The sequence below is a fragment of the Sphingomonas sp. IC4-52 genome, assembly GCF_020707225.1.
In the GTDB taxonomy this organism is placed as follows: domain Bacteria; phylum Pseudomonadota; class Alphaproteobacteria; order Sphingomonadales; family Sphingomonadaceae; genus Sphingomonas.
In genome coordinates this window covers 144,463-165,526 of record NZ_JAJFEU010000005.1, presented here as the reverse complement: position 1 = coordinate 165,526, position 21,064 = coordinate 144,463, and the positions used below count along the sequence as shown (strand labels likewise).

General features: G+C 67.9%; 20 protein-coding genes. 15 read left to right on the top strand and 5 right to left on the bottom strand.

Annotated features, from left to right (window positions below):
- Window positions 1–65 precede the first annotated feature (65 nt).
- Complete coding sequence (locus tag LK535_RS13350; protein ID WP_227772420.1) at window positions 66–1,184, bottom strand: alpha/beta fold hydrolase; 1,119 nt, start codon at window positions 1,182–1,184, stop codon at window positions 66–68.
- 386 nt (window positions 1,185–1,570) lie between these two features.
- Here LK535_RS13350 and LK535_RS13345 point away from each other — a divergent pair, with 386 nt between their 5' ends.
- The 5 genes from LK535_RS13345 to LK535_RS13325 all read left to right on the top strand — a co-directional run bounded on the left by LK535_RS13345 (window position 1,571) and on the right by LK535_RS13325 (window position 6,986).
- Complete coding sequence (locus tag LK535_RS13345; protein ID WP_227772419.1) at window positions 1,571–2,149, top strand: NADPH-dependent FMN reductase; 579 nt, start codon at window positions 1,571–1,573, stop codon at window positions 2,147–2,149.
- Window positions 2,150–2,212: 63 nt separating this feature from the next.
- Entirely contained in the window at window positions 2,213–3,391 is a 1,179-nt protein-coding gene (locus LK535_RS13340) for a CaiB/BaiF CoA transferase family protein (protein ID WP_227772418.1), read from the top strand.
- Window positions 3,392–3,395: 4 nt separating this feature from the next.
- Window positions 3,396–4,796: a 3-isopropylmalate dehydratase large subunit gene (gene leuC / locus LK535_RS13335; RefSeq protein ID WP_227772417.1), complete on the top strand. Its 1,401-nt coding sequence runs from the start codon at window positions 3,396–3,398 to the stop codon at window positions 4,794–4,796.
- Window positions 4,797–4,887: 91 nt separating this feature from the next.
- On the top strand, window positions 4,888–6,381 hold the full coding sequence (locus tag LK535_RS13330) for a globin-coupled sensor protein (protein WP_227772416.1): 1,494 nt from the start codon (window positions 4,888–4,890) through the stop codon (window positions 6,379–6,381).
- A 74-nt stretch (window positions 6,382–6,455) separates the two neighbouring features.
- A complete protein-coding gene (locus tag LK535_RS13325) occupies window positions 6,456–6,986 on the top strand; it encodes a hypothetical protein (protein ID WP_227772415.1) in 531 nt (176 codons plus the stop codon).
- A gap of 10 nt (window positions 6,987–6,996) precedes the next feature.
- Here the strand turns inward: LK535_RS13325 and leuD are convergent, their stop codons facing one another.
- Complete coding sequence (gene leuD / locus LK535_RS13320) at window positions 6,997–7,566, bottom strand: 3-isopropylmalate dehydratase small subunit (RefSeq protein WP_227772414.1); 570 nt, start codon at window positions 7,564–7,566, stop codon at window positions 6,997–6,999.
- Window positions 7,563–8,024, bottom strand: coding sequence for a MarR family winged helix-turn-helix transcriptional regulator (locus LK535_RS13315; RefSeq protein ID WP_227772413.1), 462 nt, complete (start codon window positions 8,022–8,024; stop codon window positions 7,563–7,565). The genes leuD and LK535_RS13315 overlap by 4 nt, the downstream gene beginning before the upstream one ends.
- A 92-nt stretch (window positions 8,025–8,116) precedes the next feature.
- Here LK535_RS13315 and LK535_RS13310 point away from each other — a divergent pair, with 92 nt between their 5' ends.
- Genes LK535_RS13310 through LK535_RS13270 form a run of 9 tightly spaced genes read left to right on the top strand, consistent with a single transcriptional unit; the run spans window position 8,117 to window position 17,241 of the window.
- Window positions 8,117–9,028, top strand: coding sequence for a hydroxymethylglutaryl-CoA lyase (locus tag LK535_RS13310; RefSeq protein WP_227772412.1), 912 nt, complete (start codon window positions 8,117–8,119; stop codon window positions 9,026–9,028).
- The gene (locus LK535_RS13305) at window positions 9,025–9,801 is read left to right on the top strand and encodes a 2-keto-4-pentenoate hydratase (RefSeq protein WP_227772411.1); all 777 of its coding nucleotides are present in this window, start codon (window positions 9,025–9,027) and stop codon (window positions 9,799–9,801) included. Before LK535_RS13310 ends, LK535_RS13305 begins: the two co-directional genes overlap by 4 nt.
- Window positions 9,801–11,435, top strand: coding sequence for a long-chain-fatty-acid--CoA ligase (locus tag LK535_RS13300; RefSeq protein WP_227772410.1), 1,635 nt, complete (start codon window positions 9,801–9,803; stop codon window positions 11,433–11,435). Before LK535_RS13305 ends, LK535_RS13300 begins: the two co-directional genes overlap by 1 nt.
- Window positions 11,436–11,480: 45 nt before the next feature.
- The gene (locus LK535_RS13295) at window positions 11,481–12,608 is read left to right on the top strand and encodes an alpha/beta hydrolase (RefSeq protein WP_227772409.1); all 1,128 of its coding nucleotides are present in this window, start codon (window positions 11,481–11,483) and stop codon (window positions 12,606–12,608) included.
- Window positions 12,608–13,597, top strand: a complete 990-nt coding sequence (locus LK535_RS13290) for a phosphotransferase family protein (RefSeq protein ID WP_227772408.1) — start codon at window positions 12,608–12,610, stop codon at window positions 13,595–13,597. The genes LK535_RS13295 and LK535_RS13290 overlap by 1 nt, the downstream gene beginning before the upstream one ends.
- Window positions 13,594–14,895, top strand: coding sequence for a phosphopyruvate hydratase (gene eno, locus LK535_RS13285; protein ID WP_227772407.1), 1,302 nt, complete (start codon window positions 13,594–13,596; stop codon window positions 14,893–14,895). The genes LK535_RS13290 and eno overlap by 4 nt, the downstream gene beginning before the upstream one ends.
- Window positions 14,892–15,803, top strand: coding sequence for an NAD(P)-dependent oxidoreductase (locus tag LK535_RS13280; protein WP_227772406.1), 912 nt, complete (start codon window positions 14,892–14,894; stop codon window positions 15,801–15,803). The genes eno and LK535_RS13280 overlap by 4 nt, the downstream gene beginning before the upstream one ends.
- Window positions 15,800–16,504, top strand: a complete 705-nt coding sequence (locus LK535_RS13275) for an alpha/beta fold hydrolase (RefSeq protein WP_227772405.1) — start codon at window positions 15,800–15,802, stop codon at window positions 16,502–16,504. Before LK535_RS13280 ends, LK535_RS13275 begins: the two co-directional genes overlap by 4 nt.
- Window positions 16,501–17,241 carry a glutathione S-transferase N-terminal domain-containing protein gene (locus LK535_RS13270; RefSeq protein WP_227772404.1) on the top strand — a complete coding sequence of 247 codons (741 nt, stop codon included), beginning with the start codon at window positions 16,501–16,503 and terminating at the stop codon, window positions 17,239–17,241. Before LK535_RS13275 ends, LK535_RS13270 begins: the two co-directional genes overlap by 4 nt.
- Window positions 17,242–17,263: 22 nt before the next feature.
- Here LK535_RS13270 and LK535_RS13265 read toward each other — a convergent pair whose 3' ends face one another.
- Window positions 17,264–17,965 carry a glutathione S-transferase family protein gene (locus tag LK535_RS13265; RefSeq protein WP_227772403.1) on the bottom strand — a complete coding sequence of 234 codons (702 nt, stop codon included), beginning with the start codon at window positions 17,963–17,965 and terminating at the stop codon, window positions 17,264–17,266.
- Window positions 17,966–18,009: 44 nt separating this feature from the next.
- Window positions 18,010–18,519 carry a DUF3237 domain-containing protein gene (locus LK535_RS13260; RefSeq protein ID WP_227772402.1) on the bottom strand — a complete coding sequence of 170 codons (510 nt, stop codon included), beginning with the start codon at window positions 18,517–18,519 and terminating at the stop codon, window positions 18,010–18,012.
- A gap of 98 nt (window positions 18,520–18,617) precedes the next feature.
- On the opposite strand from LK535_RS13260, the gene LK535_RS13255 reads away from it, so the two are divergent.
- On the top strand, window positions 18,618–20,951 hold the full coding sequence (locus LK535_RS13255) for a TonB-dependent receptor (RefSeq protein ID WP_227772401.1): 2,334 nt from the start codon (window positions 18,618–18,620) through the stop codon (window positions 20,949–20,951).
- Window positions 20,952–21,064 lie beyond the last annotated feature (113 nt).

The following is a 21,064-nucleotide window of genomic DNA, read 5'->3' as shown; positions in this document are numbered from 1 at the left end:
GGCGATGTCGCGCATAAGCGTTCCTTCGCCGATCCACTTGCGCGCTTGCCTCGGGATGAGGGCTGTCATCGTTGACCGGATCGAAGAACGACGGGTCGAACCCGCGTGGCCATTTCCACGACGAACTTGCCCGGTTCCTCATGGGGCGGAAGATGGGCAGAATGTTCGAACCAGACGACCTGCTTGGCGGGAGCGTCAAGGCGGTTCAGCCAATCCACCGCGATGGTCGATGGGGTCGTCAGGTCATGACGACCGAGAAACATGAAGACGGGAAAGGGTGTTGAGCGGATCGGCGTGTGATCGACGCGGGTGAGCTCAGGAAGAAGCGCGCCGACGGACAATTGGCCGCCTTGATCGATGGATTGGCGATCGGCCAGATCATAGGCGGGGCTCAGACGTGCGGCCCGGAAGTAAAAGTTTGCATTGTCACGGTAGGCGGCCAGTCCCCCGTAGGCCATCACCCATTTCCGCACGACATTCAGCTTTTCAAAGGGAATGGGCCCGGAGCCGGGATAGGGCGCCAGAGCGTTTAGCTCGGCAAGGGCCGCCCGATCGTTGCGCTGGCGTGCGATGGCAAGCACGCCGGCATATTGCTGTGCCTCGTTCGCAGCCATGTTCACGAGCGGGCCCATGCCGATATAGGCGCTGATCCAGTCCGGCCGCGCCATTGCCGCATCCATGCCGATGACATTGCCCCATGAATGACCGATCAGCGCGACCTTGTCGTGACCAAAGCGTTTGCGAACATGGGCGATAAGCTCGACGAGATCCTGAGCCATGCGGTTGCGCGACAGGCTCGGGCGGGTCGTTTCGGCGCCATTGGTGCGCAGCGTCTTGCCCGTCCCCCGCTGATCCCATTGCACAACGGTGAAATATTCTTCGAGGCCGCGCTGATAAGGCCAGCTTCGGCCAAGCTCCGCCGCGCCGGGGCCCCCATGAACATAGATCACGATCGGGTTGCGCCGGTCCACACCGCGCACCGAAATCCATTGGGGCACGCCGCCCAGTTCGACCGTCTCCAATAGCTGTACGCCGCCGGGCGCTACGATCTTTTGCATATCCGCGATCATCGGGCGCACCGCTTCATACGCGCTTTCCGGTGTGGCGCCTTGGCCCGTTGCAACGGGTGCGGCGAGGCAAGCGCCGACAGCGAGCAGCGATGCCAGTTTCTTCAGACCATTCATAAGCAATCGACCCCCCCCCCTCTTTTCTTCTTCGATAAAGCCGTGAGGCAGCGTTCCTGCAAGGAGGATTTCCGCGGCGACGGAGCCGACCGCTACGGCCATTCAGACCTGCACCGCGGAGGAAGAGCCGCTTCGCGCCCGGGTCTTCGATATGCCTCGCTGGTAGTCGTTCAGCATCTGATGCTCCGAGGTCAGTTCGGGTTGTCGAGCAAAAGCGACCTGAACGGTTCAAAGAAGCACGCCCGATCCTTACCGCATTGCCCAACGTGCGCAGAGCAGGTGCCACATAAGTCCCACGTTCACGCCATGCGCGTGCTGCGAGCCGCTGGACGACATGCGGCTAATCCCTTAGCTTGCTAACAGATAGGCTGGAGGGGGGAGCGCGAATGACGGTTCAGGTTGCGGTGGTGACGGGCAGCGCGCGTGGGGGATCGTTCAACGCGATGCTGGCGGCGGTGGCGGCGGATCGGCTGCGGGCGCGGGGCGCGGCGGTCACGATGATCGATCTCGGCGCATTGGACCTGCCGCTTTACTGCCAGGACTTGGAGCAAAGCGCCTATCCGCCGGCGGCCGGCACCTTGAAGCGGCAGCTTGTCGCCAGCGACGCGGTGCTGTTCGCGACGCCCGAGCATAATGGCGGACCTTCCGTGCTGCTGAAGAATGCGATCGATTGGGCATCGCGGCCGACCGACGGGGAGGGGCCGCTTGCCCTGTCAGCGTTTCGCGGGGGCACGGCGGCGATCATGGCCGCCTCGACCGGGCCGTTCGGCGGGCTGCGCGCGCTGGCGCAGCTTCGCCAGATCCTGGGCACCGTGCAGATGATGGTGATCCCCGAACAGGTTGCTCTGCCCTTCGCTGACCGTGCCTTCGACGCGGAGGGGCAACTCATCGATCCGCTCGCCGGTACGATCCTCGATGCACTGGTCGCGCGCCTGCTCGACACCGCTGACAGGTTGCGACGTTAACGGGCTTGTGGCAGCGCACCAAGACGGATAGCTTAGCTATCTAAGTTTTTCGGGGAATGCGTGATGGGGCCTCTTTCCGATATCCGCGTGGTCGAGCTGGGGCAGCTGATCGCCGGCCCGTTCTGTGCCCAGCTGTTCGGCGACATGGGCGCGACGGTGGTGAAGATCGAGCCGCCCAGGACCGGCGATCCGATGCGCCAATGGGGGGCCGGGGATCCGCCGGTGTGGTGGGAAGTGATCGCCCGCAACAAGCGTTCCGTCGCGGCGGACCTGCGCACGGCGGAAGGGCAGGAGATCGCCCGCCGGCTGATCGCGGGCGCGGACGTGCTGATCGAGAATTTCCGGCCCGGCACGCTGGAGAAATGGAACCTCGCACCTGAGGATCTGTGTGCGGCGAACCCGCGGCTGATCGTGGTGCGCGTGTCCGGCTATGGCCAGACGGGGCCTTATTCCACCCGCGCCGGCTTCGGCGGGATCGGCGAGGCGATGGGCGGGTGGCGTGCATTGGTCGGCTCGGCCGATCGCCCGCCGTCGCGGCTTGGCGTGTCGATCGGTGACAGCCTGGCGGGCACCTATGGCTGCCTGGGTGCGCTGGCCGCGCTGCATGAGCGGGAGACCAGCGGGAAAGGCCAGATCGTCGACGTCAGCCTGTTCGAATCCGTGCTTCAGGTGATGGAAGGGCTGGTGCCCGAATATGCCGCCGCGGGCCATGTGCGCACGCGCAGCGGATCGGTGCTGAAGGGGATTGCGCCATCCAACGTCTATCCCTGCCAGGACGGCGAGCTGCTGATCGCGGCCAATCAGGATGCGATCTTCCGTCGCCTGGCCGCGGCGATGGGGCGGCCCGAACTGGCCGACGATCCGCGCTACGCCACCCATGTCGCGCGTGGCCAGCATCAGGACGAGCTCGACGCGATGATCGCGGACTGGTCGCGCGGATATGACGTGGCGACGCTGGAGGCGCTGATGGCGGAACATGCCGTGCCTGCGGGCCGCATGTTCGCCGCGCGCGACATGCTGGAGGATCCGCATTTCCGCGCGCGCGGGGCGCTGGTGGAGGTGGAGACGGAGCGGCACGGCGCCCTCCCGATGCAGGGCGTCTTCCCGCGCCTGTCGCGCACCCCCGGCGGGATCGGTCGCCCGGCGCCGGCGGACGTGGGCAAGGATAGCGACGCCCTGCTTGCCGAGGCAGGCTATGACCAGAGCGCCATCGCCGATCTGCGCGCACGCGGCATCATCTAGGCGCATGGCCGGCCGAACGCTCCTCGACCGCATCTGGGACAGCCATTGCGTTGCGCAGGACGGCAGCGAGGCGTTGATCTACGTCGACCTTCATCTGCTGCATGAAGTGACGTCGCCCCAGGCCTTCGCCGGGCTCCATGAGGCGAGGCGGAGCGTGCGGGCGCCGGCGCGCACGCTGGCGCTGTTCGACCATAACGTGCCGACCGAGGGGCAGGAACAGGGCATTGCTGCGGTCGCCGACCCGGAGGCGCGCGCCCAGCTCGGCCGGCTGGTGGAGAACAGCGAGCGGCACGGGATCGAGCGGTTCGCGATGGGCGATCCGCGCAACGGCATCGTCCATATCGTCGCACCGGAGCAGGGCCGCACCCTGCCCGGCACCACCATCGTGTGCGGGGACAGCCATACCTCCACCCATGGCGCATTCGGCGCGCTCGCCTTCGGCATCGGCACGTCGCAGATCGAGCATGTCCTCGCCACGCAGACGCTGCGGCTGCGCAAGCCGCCCGCGATGCGCGTCACCATCACCGGCGCCGTGACCGCGCCGGTATCCGCCAAGGACATGGCGCTTGGCGTGCTCGCGGCGATCGGAGTGGATGGCGCGATCGATCACGTGATCGAATTCGCCGGCCCGGCCGTCCGCGCGCTGTCGATGGAAGGGCGGATGACGCTCTGTAACCTTGCGATCGAAATGGGCGCCCGTTCCGCGCTGATCGCGCCTGACGCAGTGACGATCGCCTATCTGGCGCAGCGGCTCGGTCATCTGCCCGATTGGCCGCAGCGAAGCGCCGCCTGGGCCGCGCTGGCGAGCGACCCTGACGCGGTGTTCGCGCGGGAGGTGACCGTGTCGGCCGACGATCTCGGCCCGATGGTCTCGTGGGGCACCACGCCGGCGCAGGTCGTGCCGGTCGGCGGCCGCGTGCCCGATCCGGCGAAGGTTGCGGACGGCGCGGCACGCCGGGCGCAGGAACGTGCGCTGGCCTATATGGGCTTGCGGCCGGGCCAGCCGATTGCCGGCTTGCCGATTGACCGTGTGTTCATCGGATCATGTACCAACAGCCGGATCGAGGATCTGCGCGCCGCTGCCGAGGTTCTGCGCGGGCGCACGGTGGCGCCGGGCGTGCGCGCCATGGTGGTGCCCGGATCGGGGCTGGTGCGCGCGCAGGCGGAGGCGGAAGGCGTCGCCGACGTGTTCGTCGCTGCCGGTCTCGACTGGCGACAGCCGGGCTGTTCGATGTGCGTCGGCATGAATCCCGATCGCCTGGCGCCGGGCGAACGCTGCGCCGCGACCTCGAACCGCAATTTCGAGAACCGCCAGGGCACCGGCGGGCGCACCCATCTGATGAGCCCCGCCAGCGCTGCCGCCGCGGCGGTCGCGGGCCGGATCGTGGACGTGCGGGAGGTATAGTCCGCTGGGGCCGGGCGGCCGGTTGGCAGAAACCGGCCTATAATAAGGCTTTGACGCCTTTCCACCCCCTTGCCCCCATCAGGAGCCCCGCATGTCCGACGCCATTGGTTCGCGTCTCGAATTCATGGAGTTCGACGCCACGCAGCGCGCCGCGCTGCGCGGCACGCAGCCCGCCATCCGCGCGATCATCGGCAAGGCGCTGGACCGTTTCTACGCCCGTGCGCAGCGGACCGCCGACACCGCCAGCTTCTTCAGCAGCCCCGCCCATATGGCCAAGGCGAAGGCCGCGCAGGAGAAGCATTGGGAACATTTGGCCAGCGCCGAATTCGACAGCAATTACTACGAAAGCATCCGCCGCATCGGCGCCACCCACGCGCGCATCGGCCTGGAGCCGCGCTGGTATGTCGGCAGCTACGCGCTGGTGATCGAGGAACTGGTCGCCGGCGTCGCGCGCCGCACGCCGTGGTGGCGGCGCCTGTTCGCGATCTGGAACCCGGCGGCGGCGCAGGCTGCGACCAACGCGCTGGTCAAGGCGGCGCTGCTCGACATGGAATTGTCGCTGTCCGTCTATTTCGAGGAAGCGCAGTCATCGCGCGAGACGGCCGTTGCGCAACTGGACGAGGCATTGGCGGCGCTGGCGGCAGGCGATCTTACGCGCCAGCTTTCCGGAATGCCGCGCAGCTTCATCTCGCTGGAGACCAGCTACAATGACGCGCTGGGCAAGATCCGCCAGATGATCATCGCGGTCACCGATGGCGCCGGGAGGATCGATGCCGGCGTTCACGAAATCGCGCAGGCGTCGGAGGATCTGGCCCGCCGCACGGAAGGCAATGCCGCCAGCCTGGAGGAAACCTCCGCCGCGATGATGCAGATCGACGATCGCCTGAAAAGCGGCGCCGACGCTTCCCGCGCGACGGTGGTGCGTGCCGATCAGGCGATCGCCACGGTATCGACCGGGCGAAGCATCGCCGACGATGCGATGCAGGCGATGACGCGGGTGGCGCATTCCGCCAAGGGCATCGACAGCGTGATCGAGGGCCTGGACAAGATCGCGTTCCAGACCCGCGTGCTCGCGATGAACGCCGCGGTCGAGGCCGGCCGTGCCGGCGAGGCCGGACGTGGCTTCGCGGTGGTCGCCGATCTCGTCTCGGCGCTGGCGATGCGCGCGGAGGAGGAGGCCGGGCGGGCCCGCGATCAGCTCACCTCCACGCAAAGCGACATCGGCGCGGCGGTGGAGATGGTGCAGCGCGTGGATGGCGCGCTGGCGAACATTTCCGAGGATGTCAGCGAAGTCCATGTGCTGCTCGGCGCGATGGCCGTCGACAATGATGCGCAGGCCGCCACCATTGGCGAGATTTCCGCCGCGGTCGGCACCATGGATCGCTCGACGCAGCAGAATGCGGCCATGGTGGAGGAAACCTCCGCCGCGGCCCGCAACCTGGCGCATGAGGTGGAGCAGCTGTCCGAACTCGCCCGTGCCTTCCAGACGGAGGCAGGGGAACGCGGCGGCCGCGCCGCGACGATCGCGGGCGGTCACCAGTTCGCGCCGGTCGAGCGGCAGGCCGCGTCGCTGCTCGCGGCCTGACCGGCGGCGGCGTCGCGCGGGCGGCGCACGGGAACGGGCGCGCGGGCCAGAAGGAGTGAGTTGCCGGCGGGATCATGCCGCGCCAGACTTGCTCCATGCCGGCGCCCGTCACCTTGTTGATCGCGATGCTTGCGTCCGCAGCCGGCGAGGAGGCGCCCCGCCCGACCGTGCGTGATGCGGTGTGCGCGCAAAAGCTGCCGGCGGTGGCGGGGGACGGGTTCAGCCTGCTCGCGCTGCCCGCGCCCCGGCGCGGCAACGAACACGGCGTCCTGTTGCTGGTGAACTGCTCCAGCCGAAAGATCGTCAGCCTGCGTGATCCCAGCCGGTCGCGGCATCACCTGACGGAATTCGTCTATGATCCGCGGGTCCGGAAGCGGCTGCGCGGGGATCCGCATCGCTACGAATTCATCAACTTCCATCAACGGCCAGTGAACTCTGCCGTGGAAGTGAACGGATTTTCCCGGAACACCTATTGGCGGGGGCCGTGCCGCTATGACGGGCTGGAGCTGACCACCGTCGACGCCGCCAATGAGCACGACCGTGCGACCATCACGTTCAGCCTCGACATCTGCCGCAACCAGGTTCTGGCGCTGGTAACGCCCTGACCGGTCGCCGTTACGCTGAGGCCGACAGGGAGCGTTGCTCGTAAGCGGCGATCGCGTCGGCAAAGCGCAGCGTCCGGCCGATATCGTCCAGCCCCTCCAGCATTGCCTGGCGCACCCCGGCGTCGATCGCGAAGGCAAGGTGCAGGTTGCCGGCGAGGATCGTCTGCGCGCCAAGATCGACGTCGATCGGCAGATCGGGAAAGGCCGTCAGCCGCTCCGCCAGCATCGCGAGGTCCCCGTCGCTCACCGTCGCCAGCAACAGGCCGTTCGATGCGGCGTTGCCGGCGAAGATGCTGCCGAAGCTCGGCGCGATGACGCAGCGGATGCCATGGCCGGTCAGCGCCCAGACGGCATGTTCGCGCGAGGAGCCCGAGCCGAAGTTGCGCCCCGCCACGATGATCCGCCGATCGCGCGCGATGGCATAGTTCGCGTCGCTCACGCGTACGTCCGCGAACAGATGCTGGCCGAGCCCGTCGCGCTCCAGCCCCTTCATGAACCGCGCGGGCAGGATCTTGTCGGTGTCGATATCGGGGCTGGGCAGCAGTGCGGCCGGTGCGGAAAGGCGAGTCCAGGGGCTCATGCCGCGCGCTCCAGATTGCCGTCCGAGCCATTCGGCTGCGGTCCATCGCCCCAGTCCATCGCCAGCGTTTCAAGCAGCGTCTCGAACCGATCCTCGCCGATCGTCCCTGCGATATGATCGGTCAGCCCGCCCATGATCCCCTGCGCATCAGCGCGCATCCGCTCGCCGAACGGCGTCAGCCGCAGCTGCTTGTGCCGAGCATCGTTAGGATCGGGCACCAGCGTCACGATGCCCTTGTCGATCATCTGCGCCACCGTGGTGTGGATCGCCTGGCGCGATATGCCCAGCCGCCGCGCGATATCCGACGGGCGGGTAATGCCGCTGACGATGTTGATCATCACCATGGATTGCGCGCGGCTGACATCGGGCCAGCCATGGTCGTGCAGCTGCGCCTGCAGGCGTTCGTCCAGCCAGCAGAAGCGCTGAAAAAGGTGCATCATCAGTTCGATCGACTTCATCGCACGGGTTAGAGTGGCTGGCGGCGGAATGCGCAACCCGGGTTGCTCCGCACAGATACTTAGCATACTAGGTATTAAGGAGGGAGCAAGCCTTGGCCGGAACAGCAACGATAGAGATCGTCGAGGTATCGCCGCGCGACGGGCTGCAGAACGAGGCTGCGACGGTTTCCACCGCGGACAAGCTGGCGCTGATCGATCGCGCGATCGCGGCCGGCGCGCGCCGGATCGAGGTGACGAGCTTCGTCAATCCCGCGCGCGTGCCGCAGCTGGCCGATGCCGATGCGGTGGTCGCCGGCCTTCCGGAGCGGGACGACGTGACGTTCATCGCGCTGGTGCTGAACCGGCGCGGCGCGGAGCGGGCGCTTGCCACCCGGATCGACGAGCTGGGCGCGGTCTGCGTTGCCAGTGACACGTTCGCGATGCGCAATCAGAAGCAGACGAGCGCGGAATCCTTGCTCGCCGCGCGCGACACGGTGGCACTGGCGCGCGCCGGCGGGCGCAGCGGCCAGATCACCATCGCGGCGGCGTTCGGCTGCCCGTTCGAGGGGGAGGTGCCGCTGCAGCGCGTGATCGACATGGCGCGCCGTGCCGCCGACGTGTCCCCCCGCGAAGTGGCGCTGGCGGATACGATCGGCGTCGCGGTGCCGGCGCAGGTGGCCGAGGCGGTCGCGCGCGTGGCGGAAGCGGTCGCGCCGCTCCCGGTGCGCGTCCACCTCCACGACACGCGCGGCACGGGCATCGCCAATGTCTGGGCCGCGATCGGCGCGGGGGCGACGGTGATCGACGCGTCGCTTGGCGGCACCGGCGGCTGCCCCTTCGCGCCTGGTGCGTCGGGCAATGTCGCGACGGAGGATGTGCTGTACCTGCTCGATCGCTCCGGGATCGCGACCGGCTATGATCGCGGCGCCGCGATCGAGGGCGCGCGCTGGCTCGGCGGGGTGCTCGGGCGCGATCTCCCCGGCAAGCTTGGCCGCGCGCCGCAATTCCCCCCGGTGGGCGCATGAGCATGCTTCACGATCTCGCCGCGCGCCTGGCCGCGGCGCGCGCCAGCGGCACGCCGATTCCGCCGCTGCGCCACGATCATCCGTCGCTTAGCCTTGCCGATGCTTATGCCGTGCAGGACATCGCCACTGCCGCGCGCCGCGCGGCAGGCGGGCGCACCATCGGGCGCAAGATCGGCCTCACCTCCGAAGCCGCGCGGCGCCAGTTCGGCGTGGATGAGCCCGACAGCGGCTGGCTGTGGGCGGATTGCCGCTACGCCAGCGGCGACACGATTTCGCGCCGCCTGATCGCCCCGCGCGTCGAGGCGGAGATCGCGCTGGTGATGGGCCGCGACGTCGATGATCCCGCCGACGCCGCAAGCGCGGTCGACCATGCGCTGCCTGCGCTGGAGATCGTCGATAGCGCGATCGCAAACTGGGACGTCGGCCTTGTCGATACGGTGGCGGACAATGCGTCCGGCTGGGGCGTGGTGCTCGGCCAGCCGATCACGGGCGTGTCGCTCGACGCGCTGCCGGCGCTGACCATGACGCTGGCGCGCAACGGCGTCGAGGAATCCCGCGGGATCGGCAGCGCCACGATGGGCGGGCCGCTGTCCGCGCTGCAATGGCTGGCGCAGCACGCGGCCGAGCGGGGCGTGCCGCTGCTGGCGGGCGAGATCATCATGACGGGCGCGCTGGGGCCGGTGCCAATGGTGCACATCGGCGACACGTTCACGCTCACCATGGCCCATTGTGCACCCGTCAGTGTCACTTTTGCCGATCGGGAGGATCAATGATGCGCGGCTTGATGCAGGATGTGCCGCTGACGGTCGATCGCCTGCTCACCCATGCCGCCACCTGGCATGGTGACCGCCCGATCGTCTCGCGCGATGCCGAGGGGCGGGTGACCCATAGCGACTATGCCCGCGTCCATGCCGATGCGAAACGCGTGTCAAACGCACTGCGCCGTGCCGGCGTCCAGCAGGGTGACCGGATCGCGACGCTCGGCTGGAACGGCGCGCGCCACCTTGCCGCCTGGTACGGCATCGCCGGCATCGGCGCGATCTGCCACACGCTGAACCCGCGGCTGTTCCTGGAACAGATCGTCTATATCGCCAATCACGCCGGCGACCGGATGCTGCTGGCCGATCCCGCCTGCGCGCCGATCGTGGCGGAACTCCGCCACCAGGTGCCGAGCATCCGCGAGGTGATTTACCTGTGCGACCGCGCCTCGCTGCCGCCCGAAGATGCGGACGCCATCGCCTTTGACGACTGGATCGCGGGGGAGGACGTGGAGGCGGGCTGGGGCGGCTTCGACGAACACCTCGCCTGTGGTCTGTGCTACACCAGCGGGACGACAGGCAATCCCAAGGGCGTGCTCTATTCGCACCGCTCCAACTGTCTCCATGCGATGATGACGCTGCAGGCCGATGCCTTGGCGCTATCCGCGCGCGACACGGTGCTGCTGGTGGTGCCGATGTACCATGCCAACGCCTGGGGCGTGGTCTATTCCGCGCCGGCGGTGGGCGCGAAGCTGGTGCTGCCGGGGCAGCGGATGGACGGCCAGTCGCTGCAGGGGCTGATCGAGGCGGAGGGCGTTACCTATTCCGCGGCGGTCCCCACGGTCTGGCAGGGGCTGCTGCAATATCTTCGCGACAGCGGGAAGCGCATCGACTCGCTCGGCCGGGTGACGATCGGCGGATCGGCCTGCCCGGAATCCATCATCCGCGCCTTTCGCGACGAATACGGCGTCGAGGTGACGCAGGGCTGGGGCATGACGGAGACGTCCCCGCTCGCCACGGTCTCCGTGCCCTCGCCAGCCGTCGCCGCGCTGCCGGATGACGCGCAGATGGCCTTTCGCCTGAAGCAGGGCCGCCTGCTGGCGGGGCTCGAGCTGAAGCTGGCCGACGACTTCGGCAACCGCCTGCCGCACGACGGCCAGACGCCGGGCCGCCTGATGATCAAGGGCCCGACGATCGCCGCGGCCTATTACGGCGGTGAGGGCGGAGAGGTGCTGGACGAGGAAGGCTTCTTCGACACCGGCGATGTCTCCACGATCGATGCGCATGGCTACATGCAGATCACGGACCGCGCGAAGGACGTGGTGAAATCGGGCGGCGAGTGGATCAGCTCGATCGAGATCGAGAATATCGCCACCGGCCATCCTGCGGTGGCGCTCGCCGCCGTCATCGGTGTCGCGCATCCCAAATGGGACGAGCGGCCGATCCTGCTGTGCCAGCTGAAGGATGGTGCTGCCGCGACCCGGGAAGACCTGCTCGCCTTCCTTGAAGGGAAGATCGCGCGCTGGTGGATGCCCGACGACGTGCTGTTCGTCGACGAGATCCCGCTCGGCCCGACCGGGAAGATCGACAAGAAGCGGATCCGGGCTGACCTCACGGGATACACGTTGCCGTTCGAGGTTGCACGCTGATCGCCGATATGCTTCGGTACCTAAGTAGATCAAGGGAGGGGATGGATGGATCGGCGCGACGTTGAGGGGCTGGACGTGACCTTTATCGGCAAGGTGTCACCCACCGCGCCGCGCATCCAGGCCGGGGGGCATCCGTGCCAGGGCATCTATTATGCGCCCGCCGGCAAGCGGCCCAGGACGGCGGTGATCGCGACCCATTACAACGTGGATTTCAGCGAACATTATATCGCGCCCTATTTCGCGCGCCGCGGCTACGGCTTCCTTGGCTGGAACACCCGATATCGCGGGTTCGAAGACCAGTTTCTGCTCGAGCATGCCGTGCTGGATATCGGCGTCGGCATGCGCTGGCTACGTGAGGAAGCGGGCGTCGAGCGGATCGTGATCCTGGGCAATTCCGGCGGCGGATCGCTGATGGGCGCCTATCAGGCGGAGGCGATCGCGCCGACGCTCGGCCACGCGCTGCCGCCTGTGGGGCAGGACGCGCTGGCGCAGCTGATCAAGGCGGATCTCTACATCTCGCTGAACGCGCACCAGGGCCGGCCGGAAGTGCTGACCGACTGGATGGACGCATCGGTAGTGGACGAGTTCGATCCGGTGGCCACCGATCCGGCGCTCGATCCCTTCAACCCCGACAACGGCCCGCCCTATTCGCCCGAATTCGTCGAGCGCTATCGCGCGGCGCAGCGTGCCCGCAACCAGCGGATCACCGACTGGGCCAAGGCTGAGCTGAAACGGCTGAACGACGCGGGCGTGCCTGACCGGCTGTTCCCGCTGTTCCGCTGCTGGGGTGACTTGCGCTGCATGGATCCCTCGCTCGATCCGTCCGATCGCGAGCCGCGGCGCTGCTATCGCGGTGATCCGGCAGTGGCGAACCGCACCCCTTCGATCGGGCGCGCCAATACGCTCAAGACCTGGCTCAACATGTGGAGCCTCGAGACATCACCCTGCCAGGGCGCGCCGCATCTCGTGAAGTTCGATACACCCGCACTGGTGGTGCAGGGCACTGCCGACACGGGCGTATTCCCGAGCGACGCACGCAAGATCTTCGACCACATCGGTTCCACCGACAAGGAGCTCGAGCTGGTGAAGGGCGCGCATTACTTCGAGGATTCGGACGCCGATCGTGATGTGGTGGCAGACCTGATGGCGGCCTGGATCGAACGGAAGGCGTGATGGACGACGCGGCCACACTTGCCGCGCTGCGCCGGCTGCGCGTGTTGGGCGAGGGGGAGGCCATCACGCTGACGCCGCTGTCCGGCGGTGTATCCTGCGACGTGTGGCGCGCGGACATTGCAGGGGGACGGCCGCTGGTGGTGAAGCGTGCGCTGCCGCAGCTGCGTGTCGCGGCGGAGTGGCTGGCGCCGGTGGATCGCGCCGAGAACGAGGTAGCGTGGCTGCGCCGCGTCGCGCGGATCGATCCGGCGCTCGTGCCCGTGGTCGTCGCGCATTCTCCCGAGGATCACCTGTTCGTCCTCGACTGGCTCGATCCGGTGCGGCATCCCGTCTGGCGCGACGAGCTGGTCGCGGGCCGCGTGGATCCCGCATTTGCCGGCACGCTGGGGGCGGCGCTTGCCCGCATCCATGCCGAGACTGCAGGCGACGATGCCGTCGCACGCAGTTTCGGCGATCCGGCGCTCTTCGATGCGCTCCGCATCGCGCCGTTCCTTCGCTACACGGCGGAACGCGTGCCGGAGGTCGCGGCCCGCCTCAACGCCATCGCCGATGCGCTGGCAGTGCGGCGGATCGCGCTGGTTCACGGCGACGTCAGCCCGAAGAACATCCTGGTCGGCCCGCGCGGCGGTGTGTTTCTCGATGCCGAATGCGCGGTGCATGGCGATCCGGCGTTCGACCTTGCCTTTTGCACCACGCATCTGTTGCTCAAGCAGGTCTGGCTGCCTGAGCACCGCGCCGTGCTGGCGGTGGCGGCGCGCCAGTTTGCGGTGCGCTATCTCGCCGGCGTCAGCTGGGAGGAGGCCGGTGCGCTTGGCGCCCGTGCCGGCGACCTGGTCGCCGCGCTGCTGCTTGCGCGGGTCGAGGGCAAGTCGCCCGCACCCTATCTCGACGATGCCGCCCGCGCGCTGGTTCGCGCACGCGCCGTCGCCCTGCTGGCGGGCGAAACGCCCGCCATTACCGATCTGATTGCCGCATGGGAGCCAAGATGAGCCACCGTATCGCCGCCGTTCACGCCCGCCAGCTTTGGGACTCGCGTGGGCGGCCCACGGTGGAGGCCGAGGTGCGGCTGGAGAATGGAGCCGTCGGCCGCGCGATTGCCCCCGCCGGCGCGTCGCGCGGCGCGCATGAGGCGATCGATCTGCGCGATGGCGGCGCGGCATTCGGCGGCATGGGCGTCGCCGCCGCGGTCGCCAATGTCGCACGCGAGATCGCACCCGCGCTGTCGGGCATGGATGCGCGCGACCAGGCGGGGGTGGACGCGGCGCTGGCGGCGCTAGACGGCACGCCTACCAAGCAGCGGCTGGGCGGTAACGCCGTCGTTGCGGTGTCCATGGCGGTGCTTCATGCCGCGGCGGCAGGGGAGGGCGTACCGGTCTGGCGCTGGCTGGCGCAGGACCGCCGGGTGCGCCTGCCGCTACCGGAAATCCAGATCTTCGGCGGCGGCGCGCATGCGGGGCGCCGCACCGACATTCAGGATTTCATGATCATGGCGCCGCATGCCGGCAGCTTCCGCCGCGCCCTGGAGGTGACGGACGAGGTCTATCGTGCCGCCGGCCGTCTGATGGAGGAGCTCGGCCCGCTTGCCGGCGTGGCGGACGAGGGCGGCTGGTGGCCGAATTTCGCCTCCAACGGGCAGGCGCTCGACGTGCTGACCCGGGCGATCGACGCGGCCGGGCATCGCGCCGGTGAGGACGTGTTCATCTCACTCGACATCGCCGCCAACGAGTTCGGCGACGGGAAGGGCTACCGCCTGGCACTAGACGATCGCGCGATGGATGGCGCGGCGATGGCGGAGACGGTGATCGGCTGGACGCGCCGCTATCCGATCCTGTCGATCGAGGATCCCGCCTCGCAGGACGATCTTGCCACCATGGCCACCGTCACCGGCGCGATTGGTGACGCGGTGCAGGTGATCGGCGACGACGTGCTCGTCACCCGCGCGGCGCGCGTCGAAGCTGCCGCAGCAGCCGGAGCCTGCAACGCCGCGCTGATCAAGGTGAACCAGATCGGCACCGTCACCGAGGCGAAGGCCGCGCTCGATGCTGCCCGAGCGCATGGGTGGGGCACGATCGTCTCCGCCCGCTCGGGCGAGACGGAAGATGTGACGATCGCGCATCTCGCCGTCGGCTGGGACGCGGGCCAGTTCAAGGTCGGCTCCTTCACCCGTTCCGAACGAATGGCGAAGTGGAACGAGATGCTGCGCATCGAGGAGGCGATGGGGCAGGATGCGGTGTTCGCCGGCCCGTCCGCCTTCGCCGCGCCGGTCGCTGCCCGGCTGGCGCGATGAGGATCGCGATCGATACGCATCCGAGCGCTGGCTTCCAGGCGCAGATCGCCGCCTCGTTCGGGCCCGGGGCGGTGACCGCGATCGGCCCTGGCGGCGCGATCGGCGATGCCGAGGTGCTGCTTCACGTGCTGCATCCCGTCTCGGCAGAGGCGATCGCAGCCGCGCCGTCCTTGCGGCTCATCCAGAAGCTGGGCGTAGGCGTGAACACGATCGCACTGAATGCGGCCGAAGCCTGCGGCATCACCGTGTGCAACATGCCGGGCGTGAATGCACAGGCGGTGGCGGAAAGCGCGCTCGCGCTGCTTCTGGCGGTGCTGCGCCGCACGGTGCCGCTCGATGCCGCGACGCGCGCGGGGCAATGGGCGGTGCCGGATGCGGTGCTGGACGACATGGGCGAAGTTGCCGGCCGCACGATCGGCCTTATCGGCATGGGCGCCAGCGCCTCGCGGCTGGCCAAGGCGCTGTCGGCGCTGGGCGCCGACGTCGTCTATGCTGCGCGCAGCCAGCATGACGTGCCGTGGCGCCGCCTGCCGATCGACGCGCTGATTACCGAAGCTGACGTCGTCTCGCTCCATGTGCCGCTGACGCCCGAGACAAGGCATATCGTCGATCCGTTGGCGATGAAGCGGGGCGCGGTGCTGGTCAATGTCGCGCGCGGCGGTCTGGTGGACGAGGCACGGCTCGCGCAGGCGCTGGAGAGCGGGCATTTGCGCGGCGCCGGGCTCGACGTGTTCGCGAACGAGCCGCTGTCGCAAGACGATCCGCTGCTCGCCGCGCCCAACCTCGTCGTCAGCCCACATGTCGCTTGGCAAACCCCCGAAACACTGGCCCGCAGCCTTGCCGCGGCGGCGGAGAATGTACGCCGGCTGGCGGCGGGCGAGCCGCTCCTGCACGTGGTGGCGGCATGAGCGGATTGCCGATCGTCCTCGCGTCCGGCCAGTTACTGACTGCGGAAAGCTGGTCACCACAGCGCGCGGCGTGGGGCGCGCGCGACGTGCGCCACGCCGATCATACCAAGGACGATACGATCGCCGGGATGGCGGCGCGGCTGCTCACCGCCGCGCCGCCGCGCTTCGTGCTAGTCGCGCATGCGATGGGCGGCTTCGTGGCGATGGAAGTCATGCGCCGCGCGCCCAATCGCGTCGCCCGGCTTGCATTGATCGCGACGCTGGCGACGGCGGATGGGCCGGCGCAGACCGCGCGGCGGCAGGGCTATATCGATCTCGTCGACGCAGGCCGCTTCGACCAGGTGATCGAGGAGCGGATCCCGATGCTGTTCCCGCCCGAACGCCGCGATGACGCTGCGTTGCTTGGCGCCGCGCGACGCATGGCGGCCGATACCGGCGCGGAGACGTTCCTGCGCCAGCAGCGCGCGATCATGGGCCGGATCGATAGCCGCCCTTCGCTCGCCCGCATCACCGTGCCGGCCCTGCTGATCCGCGGCGACGGCGACGGCATCACGACGCCCGGGCAGCAGGCGGAGATGCTGGAGGCCATTCCGAACGCGCGGCTCGAGACGCTCGCCGGTGTCGGCCACCTGCCGATGCTGGAGGCGGCGGATGCGACCACCGCGCTCCTCACCCGCTGGATCGACGAGGCAGATGCATGATCGACCTTCATTATTGCGCCACGCCCAACGGCATGAAGATCGCGCTGATGCTGGAGGAAACGGGCCTTTCCCACCGCATCATTCCCTATGACATCTTCGAGGGTGATCAGCTGCGTCCCGGCTTCGGGCGGATCAATCCCAACCGCAAGCTGCCGGCGATCGTCGATCATGATCCGGGCAATGGCGAGGCGCCGCTGGCGGTGTTCGAATCCGGCGCGATCCTGCAGTATCTCGCCGAGAAGACGGGGCAGTTCCTGGCGCCCGCCGGGGCGGCGCGCAGCCGGGCGATCCAGTGGCTGACGTGGCAGGTCGCGGGCCTCGGGCCGATGGGCGGGCAGGCGAGCCATTTTCTGCGCTATGCTCCGCCGGGGCAGGATTATGCGGTGGAACGCTACACCCGCGAATATGATCGTCTGCTGGCGGTACTGGAGAACCGGCTGGCGGAAAGCCCGTATCTTGCTGGCGACGACTATACGATCGCCGACATGGCGGTATGGCCCGGCCAGGCATCGGCCTTCGTTATGGGGCGGCAGGGGAAAGAGCGGCCGGCCACCCGCCGCTGGTATGAGGCGATCGCCGCTCGTCCCGCCGTCCGGCGCGCAACGGCAAGGGAGGATCTGAAGGCGCCCGACAAATATCTCGGCCGGCACCAGAAGCTGACCGAGGAGGAATGGTCGAACATGTTCGGCGATGCCATGCACGGTGCTGTGCGCGAGGCGGTGCCGGGCGGCGACTAGACCGCCCGCGTAGCGCCAGACATTATCGCGCCGCGTGCTGTCGCTCGCCCCACAGGATCGATCGGTGCTCGTCGGTGAAGCCGTCGAGGCCGCCCTCGATCGTCTCGGGTCGCGCGATGCCAACCGCCATGCCGTCGCGAACCGCCGGCCGCTGTAGCATCGCCTGGCCCCAGCGCGCGACGTTGGGATAGCGGTCCGCCTGCTCCTCCACCGGACGTCGCAGGTACGGCAGCATCGTCATGTCGGCGATCGTATATTCCTCGCCCGCAACCCACTGGGTCTTCGCCAGCTGCCCATCCAGCACGCGCAGCAGCCGGTCCACCTCGCGCGTGTAGCGCTCGATGGCATAGGGGTGCCGCTCGGCCGCGTAGAAGCCGAAGTGCGCCGCCTGACCGAACATCGGCCCGACGCCCGACACCTGGAACATCAGCCATTGCCAGCAGATCGCCCGCTGCTCCGGATCTGCCGGCAGGAAGCGCCCGGTCTTCTCGGCGAGGTACAAAAGGATCGCGCCCGTTTCCCAAAGAACAAAGCGCCCCGAAGGCCCGTTCTCGTCGACGATCACGGGCGTCTTGTTGTTCGGGTTGAGCGCCAGGAATTCGGGGGTCAGCTGGTCACCGGCAAGGATGTCGACATCCTCCAGCCGCCATTCGAGGCCCATTTCGTACAGCGCGATGGCGATCTTGCGCGCATTGGGCGTCGGCCCGCCATGAAGCACGATCATCTCTTTCCTCTCCTCCTGCTGGCGACGCTTGACCGCGTCGTCCCTTATCGAACCACGTAGATCCGGTGCCGCGCGCCCAGATCGGTACGTTCGCCGACGCCGATCGCCAGGACGCCGTTCAGCCAGGCATAACCGGGATGCGCGGTCTCGAACACGGGCGCGATGCGCAGGTAGTAGCGCGCAGGATCGACCAGAGCGGCGCGTGCCGGATCGGCGAATTCGGCACGAACATCGTCCGGGATCACACTGCGTCCGCCATAGCTGACATAGATCAGCGCCCCATCATCGGTGCGCCAGATGGCACGCGCGTCCATCGTGCCGACCGACGTTTGGCTGTCGAGCCGCCCGGCGACGGACCAGTTGCCGCCGCCCTCCAGCACCGTGCCCGAAAGCCGCGGGCCGGCGAAGCTGCCCCCGGTGACATAGCCGATCCGCCGCTCGCCGAAGGGGGAGGCGCCAAGCGCCGCGATGCCGCCGGCGACGTGGAAATCGACCGTGCAGAGATAGTCGCCAAGCACTGTGTCATGCGCGGCTGCGCGCATCGTTTCAGCCACCTTCACCCTCCCCTAGACACTTATCAATTTAATTAGTAGCCTAAGTGAAACCGTAAAGGCCGGTGACAGTCAAGGCCGGGTGGGAGCGAGGAGGGGATATGACACATAAACTCCGTTGTCTGCTGGCGGCATCGACCGCGGCGGCACTGGTGCTGGGTACGCCGGCGTTGGCGCAGGACACAATGGCGAGCGGCGCCGATCCGCAGCCCGGCACGCCGCAATCGCCCGCATCGGGCGCCACCGCCGCGACTCAGGCTGCGCCTGCAACCGACAGCGCCAGCCCTGCCAGCGTCGATAGCATCGGTACGGGCGGCGACATCGTCGTCACCGCGCAGCGCCGCGAGCAGCGGCTGCAGGACGTGCCGATCTCGATGGAGGTGGTGACGGGGGAAACCATCGACGCGTTCCAGGCGACCGATTTCAAGGCCGTGCAGAATTACGTGCCCAACGTCTTCGTGCAGCAGACGAACGGCAATGACACGATCTACATCCGCGGCTTCGGCTCGCCGCCCCAGAACTTCTCATTCGACCAGGCGGTCAGCGTGTATGTCGACGGCGTCTATGCCGGCCGCGTCCGCCAGGCGCTGAACCCGTTCTTCGACGTGGCGCGTGTCGAAGTGCTCCGCGGCCCGCAGGGCGCGCTTTATGGCAAGAACACGCCGGCCGGTGCGGTCAGCGTCGTGTCCGCCGGGCCGACGAAGGAATTCGAAGGCTCCGTCACCGGGGTCTATAACTTCGACCTGCGCGGCATTGATCTGACCGGCTATGTTTCGGGGCCGCTCAGCGACAATTTCGGTCTGCGCGTTGCCGCCCGTATCCAGGATCAGGACGGCTATATCCGCAACCAGTTCAGCAGCAAGGACGAGCCGAACAACCAGCTCCAGCTGTTCCGCGTCAGCGCGCGCTGGGAGCCGGCGGACAATGTCGACATTTCCGGCAAGCTCGAGCTCACCAATCAGGAGCGCAGCGGCGGCCTTGGCGTGTCCAGCCCGGCAAACACGCGCCAGCAAGTGAAGCTGACGCGCTATATCGACAATGGCCCGCTTGGCGATGAAGGATCCAGCAACCGTTCGGTGCTTGGCTCGGTTACGGCCAATGTCGGTATCGGCGACCATACGCTGACGTCGATCACCGGCTATTCCTGGTTCAACGGTTCGGTCACCAATTATTTCGACCAGGAGACGCCCAGCGGCGCGATCACGCCAAGCTCCACCTACAATTCGTATCCGGAGCGCTTCCGCCAGTTCTCGCAGGAGGTGCGCCTTCTTTCGCCCACCGGCGGCACGCTGGAATATGTGGTTGGCGCTTATTATGACACGTCGCGCTACAACCTGACGCAGCTGGGCGGGTTCAACATCGCCTCGCTCAATTACTTCGGGCTGATGGAAACGAACTTCCGTCAGAAGGCGCGGTCGATCTCGGTTTTCGGTCAGGCGACGCTGCGGCCGTTCGACGGCCTGCGCGTGATCGGGAGCCTGCGTTACACCAACACGCACAAGGACGGCACATTCGGCGGGCGCCTGCGCTATGGCCCCTATGCGCTGCGTCCGGTCAACACCACGGCGGACCGGTCGATCAGCGAAGGGCTGACTGATCCGTCGGTGACGCTGCAATATGACATCACGCGCGATCTCATGGTCTATGCGGTCTATGGCCGCGGCTCGAAATCGGGCGGTTTCGTGTCGAACACCTATGGCACGACCAACGCGACGTTCGTCTATCTGCCGGAGCGTTCGCGCAACTGGGAAGCGGGCGTGAAGGCGACGCTGGCGGACGGGCGCGTGTCGGCGAACGTGTCGCTGTACGACACCAAGTTCACCGACCTTCAGTCGTCGGTCTACAATCCGGTGATCTCCACCTATCAGGTGGGCAACGCCGCCGCCGCGACCTCGCGCGGTATCGAGGGATCGCTGCGGATCGCGCCCAGCCGCTATTTCGACATCACCGCGTCGGGCGCCTATCAGGACGTGAAGTACGACGATTATCCCGGCGCCGCGTGCCTCGCGACGCAGCCGATCACCGTCTGCAACCCGGCGTCACCGGCCAGCATCCAGGCGAACAACCTGCGCGGCGTGCGGTTGCCCTATACGTCGAAGTTCACCGGCAATGTCGCCGTGCACGGCCGCGTCGACATCGCCGATTACAAGATCGACGGCAATGCCATCGTCGGCGGGCGTTCGGGGTTCTTCAATTCGGACAACCAGAGCCCGCTCTACGGGTATCAGAGCGGCTTCGCGAAGCTGGACCTCCGGCTCCAGTTCGCGCCGCAGGACGAGCGCTGGCACGTCGCGCTGGTCGGTCGCAACCTGACGGACAAGCTGACCACGGGCAGCGCGTTCCTGCTGCCGGCGCCGATCACCGCCGTTCCGCGCGCGATCCTGTTCGTGGAGCCGCCGCGCAACATCGCCATCGAAGCCGGCGTGAAGTTCTGATCCAGCGATCGGTCACGGCCTTCGCGTTTCTCATATGGGGCGCGCAAGGCCGTGGCCGCACCCGCTGACCGCGCGGGGGCTCATGGCGGTCAACGTCGTTGCTGAACCTGCGG